Raw genomic sequence first — 13649 nt, 5'->3', positions numbered from 1 at the left:
ATAGTTATTGAGTAAGGGAACTACGCAACAATACGAGTCCGGTACGCGGACGATCCAAACAAACCTGAAGCCAGATGACACAATCGAAAGGAATTGAAAATTTATGTCTGAAAAACTTAAAGCGGGTATTGTCGGAGGAACGGGAATGGTTGGCCAGCGTTTTGTGCAGCTGCTGGATCAACATCCTTGGTTTGAAGTGACTGCGATTGCGGCGAGCAAAAACTCGGCGGGCAAAACGTACGAGGAATCCGTGCAGGGCAGATGGAAAATGGCCGGTCCCATTCCGGAGCCGGTCAAAACAATCGTCGTGCAGGATGCTTCGCAGGTGGAGGAATTCGCTTCGCAGGTCGATTTTATTTTCTGCGCGGTGGATATGAGCAAGGATCAAATCAAAGCGCTGGAGGAAGCCTACGCCAAGACGGGAACTCCGGTCATTTCCAATAACTCGGCCCATCGTTGGACGCCTGACGTTCCGATGGTCATTCCGGAGATCAACCCGGACCATATCGGCGTGATTGAAGCGCAAAGAAAACGTCTGGGCACCAAAACCGGTTTTATCGCGGTAAAACCGAACTGCTCCATTCAGAGCTACGTGCCGGCGCTTCATGCCTTGCTCGACTTCAAACCGGAAAAAGTGGTCGCATCGACGTATCAAGCCATCTCAGGCGCAGGCAAAAACTTTACCGATTGGCCGGAAATGCTCGACAACGTGATCCCTTACATCGGGGGCGAGGAGGAAAAAAGCGAGCAGGAGCCGCTGCGCATTTGGGGCAGCCTTCAAAACGGCGAAATCGTCAAAGCAAGCTCGCCGCTCATTACGACCCAATGTATCCGCGTTCCGGTCACGGACGGACATTTGGCCACCGTCTTCGTCTCCTTTGAAAACAAACCGTCGAAAGAGGAAATCATCACGCGCTGGCGCGAGTTCAAAGGCCGTCCGCAGGAGCTTGGCCTCCCGAGCGCGCCGCAGCAGTTCATCACGTATTTTGAAGAAGAAAACCGTCCGCAGACGAAGCTGGACCGCGACATCGAACGCGGCATGGGCGTTTCGGTGGGCAGACTTCGCGAGGATTCCATTTACGATTACAAATTCGTCGGCCTTTCGCACAACACGCTCCGCGGAGCGGCAGGCGGCGCCGTACTGATTGCCGAATTGCTGAAAGCGGAAGGGTATATTCAAGCAAAATAGATGCATATAAAAAGCAGCAGGCATCCTGATTTCAGGAGCTTGCTGCTTTTTTATTCCCACCGATGCTTTTTTTCTTTGAACGTGACGTCCCACAGCTTTTGATCGCTTTCAAGGGTAATCGTCAGCTCATCGACTTTTTCGAGCGGAAGTTCAAACTTGATGATTTGACCGTTTTCCCATTCGGCCGACTCGTTTAGGATTTCGATGCCGTCGGCGAAAATGGTTAGTTTGCCGCTGCCGGATCCATCAGGGATGCCGTAATGGCCCGCAAGAATCACTTCTTTTTTTCCAAAATGATACGTATAGGTTTCCGTATGTTTGTCTTGGATTGCGTATAGGTTTATGGCGGGGGTGACGGTTTTGCCGCCAATCGCAAAAGGCGGGGATGCCATTGGGGCGGACGCCTTTCCGTTCGCTTCCTGCAGTTCCGTTAAAGCGATGACCGGGCCGTCAATTTTGGCGAATGTGGCGCGAACCGCCTCCGAAAGGCCCAAAACGCCTGCGATCAGGACCACCGCCGACAACCCGGTCCTCATGAGCTTGCTCCACGTTTTGGCCGAACGAAATCCGAGTTTGCTCGCCCCGTAACCGATGGCGGCCCCCATCGTATTTTGGATCGCGTCATTGATGTCGAAGCTTCCGAGCAGCGTAAGCGCCTGCAGCGTCTCGAGCAATAGGATAGCGGCGAAAAACATAGTAACAAACGGGATGAACTTTAGGCGAAACAGCAACGGAATCAAGATCCCGAAAGGGATAAACGCCGTCAGATTGCCGAAGTCGAACAACCACAGCTTAAAAAAATCCAGATCTGAAGCCCTCGGGAATCGTAAGCTGAACACGCTGTCCGGTACCCATATAAACGTAAATTCATCCATGCGCCGTGCCGCGTCGATCCGGCCGAAACCGAGAAACATGAAATACAGAATGATGATCGCATATAAAATGGTAATGAAGAGAATGATCTTTCGCTTTTTGGTTTCCATATGTGCTCCTTTGCAGTATGTCGATGTTGATATCGGTATTTCCAAGTATAAGCATCGCGCCTGCAAAAACCTATCGGTTTAACTTACACGAATCTTACGGGTTCGAAAGGTTGGAAGAGCCCAATCCTTTCGCGAAGGTCTCTGTATGGACATGGACTAGCCGATCCGGCGAGTACAGCGAATGACATGATGTGTACGAAATGAATATGAACCTATAGCAAATGATACGGCAGCATCGTGCACACTTGAAAAACCGCGATCGATCGCGGTTTTTTCTTTTGCAAACATGGGTCGTCCGGTTGGTCACATTTCTAAATGACAACAAAAATATGATCTTAATCGGTAATTATTTATTGTAAAACGATAAATAATATGCTAAATTCAAGTTGATAATCAATGAGTGAGGTGCTTTTTATGCAACGGGTGTCAACGCTTTTTTTGAAAATAGCCCTGTTTTTCATTGGAGTTCCGATCCTTGCCTTGTGCATCTTTTTGGTGCCTGAGTTAGGGAAGCTTGCGGCGGAGTTGCTTCCGGAATTCGCGCTCGTCAAATATCTGGTTTTCGCCGTCTTTTACGCGTCGGCCATTCCTTTTTACATTGCTTTGTACCAAGCCTTCAAGCTATTGCAGTATATCGATCAAAGCAAGGCGTTCTCCGATTTGGCCGTCATGGCTCTAAAGAACATTAAACGCTGCGCCATCGCCATCAGTATTTTGCACGTGCTGGTCCTGCCGCTGTTTTATCTCTTTGCGGAGAAGGACGACGCCCCGGGCGTGATCTTCGTCGGCTTGGTGGTTCCTTTCGCTTCCATGGTCATTGCGGTGTTTGCTGCCGTGCTTCAAAAATTGCTGAAAGAAGCGATCGACATCAAATCTGAAAATGATTTAACGGTCTGAGGTGAAAACAATGGCAATCATCATCAATATTGACGTCATGCTGGCCAAAAGGAAAATGAGCGTCACGGAACTGTCGGAGAGGGTCGGGATCACGATGGCCAACCTTTCGATATTGAAAAACGGGAAGGCAAAAGCGATTCGTTTATCCACTTTGGAGGCGATTTGCAAGGCTTTGGACTGTCAGCCAGGAGATATTCTGGAATACCGGAGCGACGAAGACTCCCGTGATTCATCCAAAGGAGATTTTTAAACTCACGCATGGGGGGACGAATTTTGAGAGCACTAAAGCAACTCGTCCGTTTCGGTTGGGAGCAGGCCCTTTCATGTTTGTTTCCCGTCGTTATTTTCGCCTCTTTGGCTCTTACGCAGATCATTCCGCTTCCCTTCCTGCCGCGGTATGACTGGCTGCTCATCATCTGTCTTTTGATGCAGTGGTGGATGGTCCGTTCGGGGCTTGAAACGCGGGATGAACTGAAAGTGATCACCTTGTTCCACCTGATCGGCTTGGCCCTGGAGCTTTTTAAGGTACATATGGGCTCGTGGTCCTATCCGGAGGAAGGATATTTCAAAATCTACGGAGTGCCTTTGTACAGCGGATTCATGTACGCAAGCGTAGCGAGTTATCTTTGCCAGGCATGGAGAAGGCTGAAGGTCGAACTGGTCCGGTGGCCTCCGTTTATGGCGGTTGTATCCCTGGCGGCGGCGATATATTTGAATTTTTTCACCCACCATTATTGGATTGACGTTCGTTGGTGGTTGTCGGGACTGGTCATCGTCGTCTTTTGGAAATCCTGGGTCGTTTACGAGGTCAATGGAACCCGTTACCGGATGCCGCTCGCGCTTTCCTTCGTGCTGATCGGATTTTTTATATGGATCGCCGAAAATATCGCAACGTTTTTTGGAGCTTGGAAATATCCGAATCAGGCGGAAGCGTGGAGTTTGGTCCATCTCGGGAAGGTGAGTTCATGGCTTTTGTTGGTGATCGTTAGCTTTTTGATCGTAGCGACGTTAAAGCAGGTGAAGGGGAATCAACCCGCCGGGACGGATGCCGCTCCATTGTTGAAACGCCATGGCCATTCTTTTAAAAAGTCCGATTCTTGACTTGTTCCAAGCGTCAGTATCCAGGTTCAGGAAGATGTGATATGGTGGTAGAGAATGACAGCAAACATGAAAATGGGGAGGATGCCAATTGAACCGAATGACCCTCGAAGTTCGCGGCAACGACGGGATCGTCAAGGCAGCCGGCTCGGATGACGGCCAAGCCCAACTCGTATATTCGGGTGCCTATCAGCCAGGGGACGAAATCATTTTACGAAGCGAATCGAAAAACGTTTATCTCATCCTTCAGCTTGACGATGCCATGGGGCCAGCTTTCGTCTATTTAGCGGAAACCGAATACCGCTTTTCCGTACCGTTTGGCGAAAAAAAGTTTTCCTATTCCCCGAAAGCCTTTTCGGGCGAATTGCATGTGTTGACCGCGCGCTTGGCAACGGAAGATGAAATCGGCGCTTACAAGGATGTAGCGCTCAATGTGTACGACCAGCATGAAAACAATGCGTGTTTCCCGCACGCTTGCGCCAACGTGGAAACGCGCGGCGAATCCGTGTTTGCGGCCCGAAACGTGATTAATGGCAACGGCGTGAACTTCTCGCACGGAAAGTGGCCGTTCGAATCCTGGGGAATCAACCAGCGGCCCGATGCGGAGCTTACCGTCCATTTTGGCAGGTTCGTCGAAATCGATAAGGTCGCGTTAACGATCCGTGCCGATTTCCCGCATGACAGTTATTGGGAGCGGGCTACGTTGGCATTTTCGGACGGAAGCTGGCATACGGCGGATTTGATCAAAACCCATAAGAAGCAAACGATCGTTTTGGAGCCGCGCAACGTGGAATGGGTCACGTTAAAAGAACTGATAAAAGCAGAAGATCCGTCCCCGTTCCCGGCGCTGAGCCAGATTGAAATTTTCGGCCGCGAAGGGGCAAAACGCGAATAGCGAATATTGGCTTTGCGCATAGTAAAAGGCGTACCGATCAAGCAAGGAGGCCTTTTCGCATGAATGTTCAAAGGGCAAAAGAAATCGCTGCGTCTCCCGTCATGGCGAACGTGCTGTGCGAAGGCACGCAGATCTACATCCAGCACGTAAACGAGCAAACGGAAACGGCCCGCATCTATCCGCTCGGCAATCCGGAAGAGGAACGGGAAGTGCCGTTATATTCGTTATCGGAGCAAAATGGAGCGCTGGAATAAAAACGCGATACCGGCCTGCATTATCCCGGCGCGAAAGAGCGTGTAAGGAACCTTCGGCGGTTCGGGGAAATGCCCGGCGTCGGCCATAGCTGCAATGAAATCCCCTGTCGGATGAACCCGGCGGGGGATTTTTTTTGACGCGTTTTTGTCGAATAAATTTGAAGTTAGAAAAGGAAATGGGCGGATCGCGAAGAAATGAGTTAATTGGTTGTAGATGATTTGGCAAGGATGACATCATTTCGATAAAAATGAGGTGCGACTGTTGGATATGGTACTGGACAGCAGAAAGTATTGGGTGGAGACGCTGTGCCGCATTGCGGACCCGGTTTTGAATGCGCTTTCCGAAAAACGGTTGAAAGCCGTAATGCCGATTAAAGGGGATCCTTCGCGGATTCGGTATATGCATTTGGAGGCGCTCGGCCGATTGCTGGCCGGCATGGCTCCTTGGCTGGAATCGGGTGCGCGGTCGGGAGCGGAAGGGGAGCTGCGCGGGCGGTACGCGGCGTTGGCGCGGATGGCGATCGATGCCGGGACGGATCCGGATTCCCCGGATTACGTCAACTTGACCGAAGGCGAGCAGCCGCTGGTCGACATCGCGTTTCTGGCCCAGGCGATTCTGCGTGCGCCTAACGAGCTGTGGGATCAGCTGGACGCCCGAGTCCAACGAAATGTGGCGCAAGCTTTGTATGCGCTTCGGCGAGTCAGGCCTTTTTACAACAACTGGCTGTTGTTTGCGGCGACGGTGGAGGCGTGTTTGTTCCGGATCGGCGAGCAGTGGGACCCGATGCGGATCGACTACGCGCTAAAGCAGCATGAACATTGGTACGTGGGCGACGGGCTGTATTCGGACGGGGAGGAGTTCGCATGGGACTATTACAACGGGTTCGTCATTCATCCGATGCTGCTTGATATTCTGGAAACGGTCGGCGATCAATACGGGGATTGGGCTGCCCGGAAGGAAATAGCCGTTCAGAGAACAAAACGGTATGCGGCGATCCAGGAAAGGTTGATTTCGCCGGAAGGGACGTTTCCTCCGATCGGCCGATCGCTGGCGTACCGTTTCGGCGCTTTTCAGCCGTTAAGCCATATGGCGCTCCGCGGCGAACTTCCCGACAAGCTTGCCCCGTCCCAAGTGCGCTGCGCATTGACGGCGGTCATGCGGCGAATGGCGGAAGCCCCGGGTTTTTATGACGAACAGGGGTGGCTGAACATCGGCTTTTGCGGCGACCAGCCGGAAATCGGCGAGTTATACATTTCGACCGGAAGTGTATATCTTTGTTCCCTTGTCTTTTTGCCGCTGGGGCTCCCGGCGGAGTCTCCGTTCTGGAGCGATCCGGACCAGGATTGGACCTCGCGCCGGGCATGGTCGGGACGTTCTTTTCCGATCGATAAAAGCTTGTAGGCGGCCGGGAAAGGGGAGGAAATTCATGTATAACGAAACGATAACGATTCCTTTATTGCCCGGTGAATGCTGGTGGGGCGGGGCCGTTCAGGACGGGACGCATATGCCTTTCGGCGCGCTGCCGCATCGGCGCGATCTGTCGGGGGACCTGGCGTACAATCAGGGGAATCCGCTGCTTCTTTCAAACAAAGGGAGGTACGTCTGGTCGGATGAGCCCTTCCGTTTTGCGTTGGCCGAAGGCCAATTAACCATTGAAGGGGAGAAAGGAACATTGACGTTCGGAGCGGACGGAGGGAACTTGCGCGGCGCGTTCCTTCAGGCCTCCCGAAACCATTTCCCGCCATCCGGAACGTATCCGGACATCCAGTTTTTTAACGTTCCCCAGTACAACACCTGGATGGAAATGAGCTACGAGCCGACACAGGAGAAGGTGATAGCCTATGCGGAGGCGATCCTTGAACACGGGCTTCCGCCGGGGATTCTGATGATCGACGACAATTGGCATGAAGATTACGGAACGCTTGAATTCCACCCGGGCCGTTTCCCCGATCCGAGAGGCATGATCGACCGGCTCCATGAGCTCGGATTCCGCATCATGCTGTGGGTTTGCCCCTTTATCAGCCCGGACGGCGAGGTGTTCCGCATGCTCCGGCAGCGGGGGTATTTGCTGCGGGATTCCGCAGGAAGCCCGATCGTCAGAGAATGGTGGAACGGGTACAGCGCCGTTTTGGACGGATCGCATCCCGAAGCCGTCGATTGGTTTACTGGCGAACTGGACCGGCTTATCCATATTTACGGGGTGGACGGTTTTAAATTGGACGCGGGAGATCCCCAATATTACCGTGCCGATGATGTCAGCGCTCAGCCGATGACGCCGAACGGCCAATGCGAGGCTTGGGCCCGCATCGGATTGCGGTATGCCTTCAACGAATACCGGGCTTGCTGGAAATGCGCAGGGCAGCCGTTGGTGCAGCGGCTCAGCGACAAAAACCACAGCTGGGGAGACGACGGCCTGGCCAGCTTGATTCCGAACGGTTTGGCGCAGGGGCTTGCGGGTTATGCGTTTCATTGCCCGGACATGGTCGGCGGCGGGCAGTACGGGGACTTGATCCGGCCTGATTTTGAAGTCGATGCCGAGCTGTTCGTCCGTTACGCGCAGTGTTCGGCGTTGTTCCCGATGATGCAATTTTCTACCGCGCCGTGGAGGGTGCTGGATGAAACACATCTGAAGCATTGCATTGGAGCGGCGCATTTGCACTGCCGAATGGGAGAGGAAATCGCGGCTTTGGCCAAGTCCGCCGCAGCAACGGGAGAGCCGATCATGAGGCATTTGGCCTATGTGTTTCCGGAAGAAGGATATGAGCAGGTAAGCGATCAATTTATGCTGGGGGACGATATTTTGGTGGCTCCGGTAGTCAAAAAGGGCGCGGTAACGCGTAAAATAGTCTTCCCGTCCGGAACGTGGCAGGGGGATGACGGCAGCATCGTCATCGGACCGTGCGAACGGGAAGTTGCCGCACCGCTGTCGAGGCTTCCGTGGTACCGAAAGCAATAAACTGCCAAAAAAGCAGTCCAGCCGCTTGATCTTCAAGCGCTGGACTGCCGATTGATTATGCCCCGGTCTATAACTCCTTATATCCGTGATAGAAAAACACACTTACGGCGTTCGGATGAATTGGCGGCCGATCCACAACATGCCGATGCTGATCGCCAAGAAATAAAGCGGCATTGCCAGCAGCGAACCGTTATGCAAAAGGCTCATTCCCCACGTCGCCAAACTGACGAGCAAATAATATCCCAAACTGAATACGGCACCGGCAGTACCGATCACGTCCTTAAAATCCGCAAGCGCAAGGCTCAGGCAATTGGGCAGGGCAATGCCGGCCCCGGTCAACAACACAAACATCGCAACGATGATGCCGATCATAACCACAATGTCTGACAGCATCGACAAGCTGCTTGCGATCGTTAACAGAATCGCACCTATTGTCATGACGAGGCAGCCCAGATGAATGATCTTTTCGGGAGCGCGGGTGAGCAGCCGTCGCTTGGAGATCATGGCACCCAAGACGGAGGCCAAAGCGACAAAAATGCCCAAACATCCATACACTCCCGGCGAAAGGCGAAAACGCTCGATGAACAGGAAGGGGGCCTCGGCATAGTAGCTGAATAAAACCCCGTTGATTCCGCCGATCAAGGCGCCGAACGCAATTACCCGCGGCAACGACAGCATCTTTTTGACGACAGGCCAAACAGCGGCTTTTCTCCTTATGGACGCATCCGCCGTTTCCGGCAGTTTCACGTAAGCATATGCAAACAGCAAGCAGCTCATGGTCACAAGCGAAAAAAAGACGGTTTCAAAACCGAACGCTTGGTCGATCCACCCGCCGATCAGCGGCCCGACCGCAGGCGTAAAGGCGATGACGGCTGAGATTTGGGCGAACATCCCATGCCTTTTTTCTTCCGGAACGCTTTCGCGAAGCATCGTTTGCGTGATGACCGACCCCGTTGCCGCGCCGAATGCCTGAATGAACCGGCCTGTCATAAGCAAGGCAATGGATTCCGAGAAAAAGCACAATAAACTGCCGGCTCCGTAGACGACAAGGCCGCCGAGCATGGCCGGTCTGCGCCCGATCAGGTCGGATAACCATCCGAAGCCGAAAACGCCCAGCGCAAAACCGATAAAATATATGCTTAAAGTGAACTGGACGGAGCTGTTGGAAACGCCAAATGCCGCGGAGATATCCGGAAGCGATGGCGTATAGACGGTTTCGCTGATTTGCGGAAACGCTACAAGAACAATCATCAACAGTAATGACGGTGCTGCGTAAGTTTTCATTTTATATTAGCCCTCCTACAAGCTAAAGCTGATATTCCGATTCGACAAGAATAAGAGCCTAGCTAGGGAAAAGGGGGCATCATGATGGCGATACGGCTGTAAATCGACATGCTTCAAAAACCTTTCCTCAAAATAAAGTAGGAGGGGTTAAGCCTAAGAGACAAACTCTGGATAGAGTATCATTAAGAAGACCTGGAGTCAATCAATGGCGGCTATTTCAGTGACGGCGGCCGGCAGCCCTAGTTTGTGATGAAAAAAGCCGGGTACTATAATAAAAAGGTAAGGATCATAGAATCGGCCATCTTGGCGATCATAATCTCATATACATCATGCTAAAACGCAGGAGGCTAAGCTATGTTAGGTGTCACGGTCAATCGATTGGACGAGCGTCGTTCGCTCGAAGTGAAAGAAGTGGAAGTTCCGCGCCCGGCTGCGGGCGAACTGCTGATTCAAGTGCATGCTGCAGCGGTCAACCGGACCGATATCGTTAACCGGCAGGGGAAGGCGGGTTATATGACCCATCCCATTTTAGGCGTTGAAGTCGCCGGAACGGTCACAGAGGCCAGCGGCGATACCGGATTTAAAGCCGGCGACCGCGTCATGGGGTTGGTCAATGGGGGAGGTTATGCGGAATATGCCGTTATGCCCGCGGATCGGGCGATGAAAATTCCGGAATCCTTCACGTTCGCGGAAGCGGCGGCGATCCCGGAGGTGTTCCTGACGGCTTATCAAACGTTGTTTTGGATCGGAAAGCTCCGGGAAAACGAATCGGTATTAATTCATGCCGGCGCAAGCGGGGTGGGCACGGCGGCGATTCAACTCGCAAAAAAGCTGCGCAACGCCAAAGTCATCGTGACGGCCGGCAGCCGGCAAAAGCTTGAATTTTGCCAAAAGCTCGGTGCCGACGTCCTTATCAACTATAAAGAGCAAAACTTCGACGAGGAAGTGCTGAAGGCCACGGAGGGTCAAGGGGTCGATGTCATCCTCGATTTCGTCGGAGCGGATTACTGGACCCGAAATTTGAACAGCATCAAAAAAGGCGGCCGCTGGGTGCTGATCGGCATTTTGGGAGGCAGCACCGTCGAGAAGGTGGACTTGTTTCCGCTGATGTCCAAAATGATCGAGATAACGGGAACGCTGCTGACGCCGCGGGATGACGATTACAAAGCCCGTTTGACGCGGGAGTTTTACCAGGCGGTGCTGCCTTATTTCGAAAAAAGGGAGATTCTGCCCGTCGTGGATACGTCCTTTCCTTTGGAAAAAGCGGAGGAAGCGCACGAGCATATGCTGGGCAACCGGAATATCGGGAAAATCATCCTGGACGTGAATACACGGTAAAGATCGGAACATGTTGAAAACAGGAGGACAGCCCCGTTAGCGCGGGTCATCCTCCTGTTTTTCTTTCGAATCTGAAGTTTGTTTACCTTAAGCCCGGTCTTTTTTGTCCTGAAGCAGCTCCAAAAACACTCCTGCGGCCAACGACGGGGTCAGGGCTTTCGGGACCGCGATGCCGATCCGCCGGTCGGGCAAGGGGGTTTCCGTGACAAGTTCCAGCAGGGAACCGTCCGCGATATCGGAAGCGACAAATGTTCGGGGCAAAAAAGCAACCCCGTACCCGCGCCTTGCAAACTCGGCCAGCATGTCCAAATTGGTTAACTCGAAATCGGCTTCCGCTTCAAATCCCTGCGATCGAAACCATCCTTCGATAAAAGAGCGGGTCGAACTGTCGGGAGATAACATCAACAAAGGAAGCTTGGTTAGCGTTGCCGCCGATAGAGGCTGCCTGGCCCAATCGGCAAAGGCGGTGCCTGCCACCGCGCAATACGGGGACGCTTGGGTGGAATGGATCATGATCTCGTCGTCCGAAATCGGGAGATGGACGAACCCGAGATCGAGCGAACCGTTTTTCAGGCGCTCCAATATCCGGCTCGTTTTTTCCTGGGACATCTGGATTCGCACATGCGGATATCGGGCATGGTAAACGTCGAGCGACGGCAGGAGGAAATCCTTGATGATCGCTCCGTTTGCGCCGATGCGCAGCCTTCCTTCGCTGAAGCCCTTCAGCTTCTTCATGTGCCGTTCCGCGGAATCCAGTTCCGCAAAAGCCTGTCTCACGTGCAGGTACAAGGCATGGCCTTCCTGGGTCAGCCGCACGCCCTTCGACAGCCGGTCGAACAAAGCGACCCCGAGCGCATCTTCCAGCTGCTTGATGGCGTAACTAACGGAAGGCTGCGTCATATGCAAGGTTTGAGCCGCTTTGGTAAGGTTGGAATGTTCGGCAGCATGAAGGAAGATGCGGTACCATTCGGTATTGATGACCATTTGATATCAATCCTCTCTATGTCAAACAGGGAAAATTGCAATTTCATTTATTTCAAATATAACGCTAAACTAAATAAAAAGGAATCCCAACAACATGGAGGAATCGATATGGCAGGAAGCACGTTTGGAGAACGATTAAAAATGACCACGTTCGGAGAATCCCACGGGGAGGCGGTAGGCGTCATCGTGGAAGGCGTTACGCCGGGGGTCGAGCTGGACGAAGCATACATTCAGGTTCAGATGGACCGGAGAAAGCCGGGGCAATCCTCGGTTACGACGCCGCGCAAGGAATATGACAAAATCCGGATCGTATCCGGAATATTCGAGGGACGCACGACCGGCACGCCGCTGTGCATTTTGTTGAACAACACGGACATGCGCCCTTCGGCGTACGATGACATCAAATCCATGTACAGACCGGGACATGCGGATTTCACCTACGACAAAAAATACGGGATCCGCGACTACCGCGGCAGCGGCAGAGCTTCGGGCAGAGAAACGGCAGGCCGGGTGGCCGCGGGCGCCGTGGCGCGGAAATTGCTGGAACGTCGGGGCGTTTCGGTCGTGGCCTACACGACTGAGATCGGCGGCATCCAATGCGACGTTTTCGATGAAAGCGCCATTGAACGCAACGCGGTGCGTGCATGCGATCCGGCGGCGGCCGAACGCATGATTGAACTTATCGAACGGTTGTCTGCCGAAGGCGACAGCTGCGGCGGCATCGTCGAATGCCGCATTCGCGGCGTCGCGCCGGGGCTCGGGGAGCCCGTGTTCGACAAGCTGGATGCGGAGCTGGCCAAAGCCATGCTGTCGATCGGGGCGATCAAAGGCATCGAATTCGGCGCCGGTTTTCAGGCGGCCGCGATGCGGGGCAGCGAACACAACGACCAGATGGACGCGAGCGGGTTCCTCACCAACAACGCGGGAGGCATCATCGGCGGGATCAGCACGGGGGAAGAGATCGTGTTCCGGGTGGCCGTCAAGCCGACGTCGTCGATCTCCGCTCCGCAGCGGACCGTGGACGTGGAAGGGAACGAAAGGGAGATTCAGACGATCGGCAGACATGATCCGTGCATCTGTCCGCGCGTCGTGCCGGTAATCGAGGCGATGGCGTGCATGGTTGTCGAAGATCATTACAAACGTCAGGCAGCTCTGCTGGACGAATAGAAAGGGGGTCAGCCGACGAATTTTCGATCGGCTGGCCTTTTCCTTTTGCCATGCGCAAACACAGGAGGGGAAGATTATGGACTTGATACTGGCCAAAGTGGAAACGGAGAACGAAATAGCAACCGTGGCTGAAATGGCATCGCAAATTTGGTTCGAGTATTTTGTAAGCATCATCTCGAAGGAACAAATCGCATATATGGTGGAGAAATTCCAATCCGCTCCGGCCATGACGGAGCAAATCAAAAGGCAAGGATATGAATATTACGTCATGAAAGCAGAGGGCCGGAACGTCGGCTATTTGGCCGTCAAAGAGGATCAAGGCAAGCTGTTCCTGAGCAAATTCTACATCCGTAAGGAAGAGCGGGGAAAAGGATATGCCAGCCAAGCGATGGAACAACTGACCGGGCGCTGCAAAGAGCGAAAATTGGCCTCGATCTGGTTGACGGTCAACCGGCATAATCATTCGGCCATCGCCGTGTACAACAAAAAAGGCTTTAAAACCGTCAAGACCCAGGTGGCGGACATCGGGAACGGTTTTGTGATGGACGATTATGTCATGGAGAAAACGATCGGTTGATCTCCGAGTTGCAAAGAAAAAAGAGT

General features: G+C 53.2%; 14 protein-coding genes. 11 read left to right on the top strand and 3 right to left on the bottom strand.

Annotation, left to right across the window (positions count from 1 at the left end; translation table 11 throughout):
• The first annotated feature begins 103 nt into the window (after nucleotides 1–103).
• Nucleotides 104–1189, top strand: a complete 1086-nt coding sequence (asd, locus tag AC27KL_RS03460; protein WP_212950689.1) for an aspartate-semialdehyde dehydrogenase — start codon at nucleotides 104–106, stop codon at nucleotides 1187–1189.
• 50 nt (nucleotides 1190–1239) lie between these two features.
• On the opposite strand, the gene AC27KL_RS03455 is transcribed toward asd, so the two are convergent.
• Nucleotides 1240–2172 carry a VanZ family protein gene (locus AC27KL_RS03455; protein ID WP_487168865.1) on the bottom strand — a complete coding sequence of 311 codons (933 nt, stop codon included), beginning with the start codon at nucleotides 2170–2172 and terminating at the stop codon, nucleotides 1240–1242.
• A gap of 414 nt (nucleotides 2173–2586) precedes the next feature.
• Between AC27KL_RS03455 and AC27KL_RS03450 the strand changes: the two genes are divergently transcribed.
• The 7 genes from AC27KL_RS03450 to AC27KL_RS03420 all read left to right on the top strand — a co-directional run bounded on the left by AC27KL_RS03450 (nucleotide 2587) and on the right by AC27KL_RS03420 (nucleotide 8273).
• Nucleotides 2587–3069: a DUF2975 domain-containing protein gene (locus AC27KL_RS03450; protein ID WP_339324590.1), complete on the top strand. Its 483-nt coding sequence runs from the start codon at nucleotides 2587–2589 to the stop codon at nucleotides 3067–3069.
• A 10-nt stretch (nucleotides 3070–3079) separates the two neighbouring features.
• Entirely contained in the window at nucleotides 3080–3319 is a 240-nt protein-coding gene (locus AC27KL_RS03445; protein WP_036713996.1) for a helix-turn-helix domain-containing protein, read from the top strand.
• A gap of 23 nt (nucleotides 3320–3342) precedes the next feature.
• Entirely contained in the window at nucleotides 3343–4170 is an 828-nt protein-coding gene (locus tag AC27KL_RS03440) for a DUF817 domain-containing protein (protein ID WP_339324591.1), read from the top strand.
• 97 nt (nucleotides 4171–4267) lie between these two features.
• The gene (locus tag AC27KL_RS03435) at nucleotides 4268–5062 is read left to right on the top strand and encodes a carbohydrate-binding protein (RefSeq protein WP_487169134.1); all 795 of its coding nucleotides are present in this window, start codon (nucleotides 4268–4270) and stop codon (nucleotides 5060–5062) included.
• Between the two features lie 59 nt (nucleotides 5063–5121).
• Nucleotides 5122–5316, top strand: a complete 195-nt coding sequence (locus AC27KL_RS03430) for a small acid-soluble spore protein H (protein ID WP_339324592.1) — start codon at nucleotides 5122–5124, stop codon at nucleotides 5314–5316.
• A 268-nt stretch (nucleotides 5317–5584) separates the two neighbouring features.
• The gene (locus AC27KL_RS03425) at nucleotides 5585–6718 is read left to right on the top strand and encodes a DUF2264 domain-containing protein (RefSeq protein WP_487169133.1); all 1134 of its coding nucleotides are present in this window, start codon (nucleotides 5585–5587) and stop codon (nucleotides 6716–6718) included.
• 25 nt (nucleotides 6719–6743) lie between these two features.
• Nucleotides 6744–8273: a glycoside hydrolase family 31 protein gene (locus tag AC27KL_RS03420; protein WP_487168864.1), complete on the top strand. Its 1530-nt coding sequence runs from the start codon at nucleotides 6744–6746 to the stop codon at nucleotides 8271–8273.
• A 102-nt stretch (nucleotides 8274–8375) separates the two neighbouring features.
• Here AC27KL_RS03420 and AC27KL_RS03415 read toward each other — a convergent pair whose 3' ends face one another.
• Complete coding sequence (locus AC27KL_RS03415; protein WP_487168863.1) at nucleotides 8376–9557, bottom strand: multidrug effflux MFS transporter; 1182 nt, start codon at nucleotides 9555–9557, stop codon at nucleotides 8376–8378.
• Nucleotides 9558–9911: 354 nt separating this feature from the next.
• Between AC27KL_RS03415 and AC27KL_RS03410 the strand changes: the two genes are divergently transcribed.
• A complete protein-coding gene (locus AC27KL_RS03410) occupies nucleotides 9912–10895 on the top strand; it encodes an NAD(P)H-quinone oxidoreductase (protein WP_487168862.1) in 984 nt (327 codons plus the stop codon).
• An 87-nt stretch (nucleotides 10896–10982) separates the two neighbouring features.
• Here the strand turns inward: AC27KL_RS03410 and AC27KL_RS03405 are convergent, their stop codons facing one another.
• Nucleotides 10983–11879: a LysR family transcriptional regulator gene (locus AC27KL_RS03405; protein WP_487168861.1), complete on the bottom strand. Its 897-nt coding sequence runs from the start codon at nucleotides 11877–11879 to the stop codon at nucleotides 10983–10985.
• 108 nt (nucleotides 11880–11987) lie between these two features.
• Between AC27KL_RS03405 and aroC the strand changes: the two genes are divergently transcribed.
• Both aroC and AC27KL_RS03395 read left to right on the top strand, forming a co-directional pair.
• Nucleotides 11988–13046, top strand: coding sequence for a chorismate synthase (gene aroC, locus AC27KL_RS03400; RefSeq protein WP_212950705.1), 1059 nt, complete (start codon nucleotides 11988–11990; stop codon nucleotides 13044–13046).
• A 76-nt stretch (nucleotides 13047–13122) separates the two neighbouring features.
• Nucleotides 13123–13623: a GNAT family N-acetyltransferase gene (locus AC27KL_RS03395; RefSeq protein ID WP_339324597.1), complete on the top strand. Its 501-nt coding sequence runs from the start codon at nucleotides 13123–13125 to the stop codon at nucleotides 13621–13623.
• Nucleotides 13624–13649 lie beyond the last annotated feature (26 nt).

It is taken from the genome of Paenibacillus sp. YAE3 (assembly GCF_057546105.1).
This window is presented reverse-complemented; position numbering and strand designations above follow the sequence as displayed.

Bases quoted from the DNA above. Each gene is read 5' to 3' on its own strand.
- asd (WP_212950689.1), top strand. From the start codon at position 104: ATGTCTGAAAAACTTAAAGCGGGTATTGTCGGAGGAACGGGAATGGTT.
- AC27KL_RS03455 (WP_487168865.1), bottom strand. From the start codon at position 2,172: ATGGAAACCAAAAAGCGAAAGATCATTCTCTTCATTACCATTTTATAT.
- AC27KL_RS03450 (WP_339324590.1), top strand. From the start codon at position 2,587: ATGCAACGGGTGTCAACGCTTTTTTTGAAAATAGCCCTGTTTTTCATT.
- AC27KL_RS03445 (WP_036713996.1), top strand. From the start codon at position 3,080: ATGGCAATCATCATCAATATTGACGTCATGCTGGCCAAAAGGAAAATG.
- AC27KL_RS03435 (WP_487169134.1), top strand. From the start codon at position 4,268: ATGACCCTCGAAGTTCGCGGCAACGACGGGATCGTCAAGGCAGCCGGC.
- AC27KL_RS03430 (WP_339324592.1), top strand. From the start codon at position 5,122: ATGAATGTTCAAAGGGCAAAAGAAATCGCTGCGTCTCCCGTCATGGCG.
- AC27KL_RS03425 (WP_487169133.1), top strand. From the start codon at position 5,585: ATGGTACTGGACAGCAGAAAGTATTGGGTGGAGACGCTGTGCCGCATT.
- AC27KL_RS03420 (WP_487168864.1), top strand. From the start codon at position 6,744: ATGTATAACGAAACGATAACGATTCCTTTATTGCCCGGTGAATGCTGG.
- AC27KL_RS03415 (WP_487168863.1), bottom strand. From the start codon at position 9,557: ATGAAAACTTACGCAGCACCGTCATTACTGTTGATGATTGTTCTTGTA.
- AC27KL_RS03410 (WP_487168862.1), top strand. From the start codon at position 9,912: ATGTTAGGTGTCACGGTCAATCGATTGGACGAGCGTCGTTCGCTCGAA.
- AC27KL_RS03405 (WP_487168861.1), bottom strand. From the start codon at position 11,879: ATGGTCATCAATACCGAATGGTACCGCATCTTCCTTCATGCTGCCGAA.
- aroC (WP_212950705.1), top strand. From the start codon at position 11,988: ATGGCAGGAAGCACGTTTGGAGAACGATTAAAAATGACCACGTTCGGA.
- AC27KL_RS03395 (WP_339324597.1), top strand. From the start codon at position 13,123: ATGGACTTGATACTGGCCAAAGTGGAAACGGAGAACGAAATAGCAACC.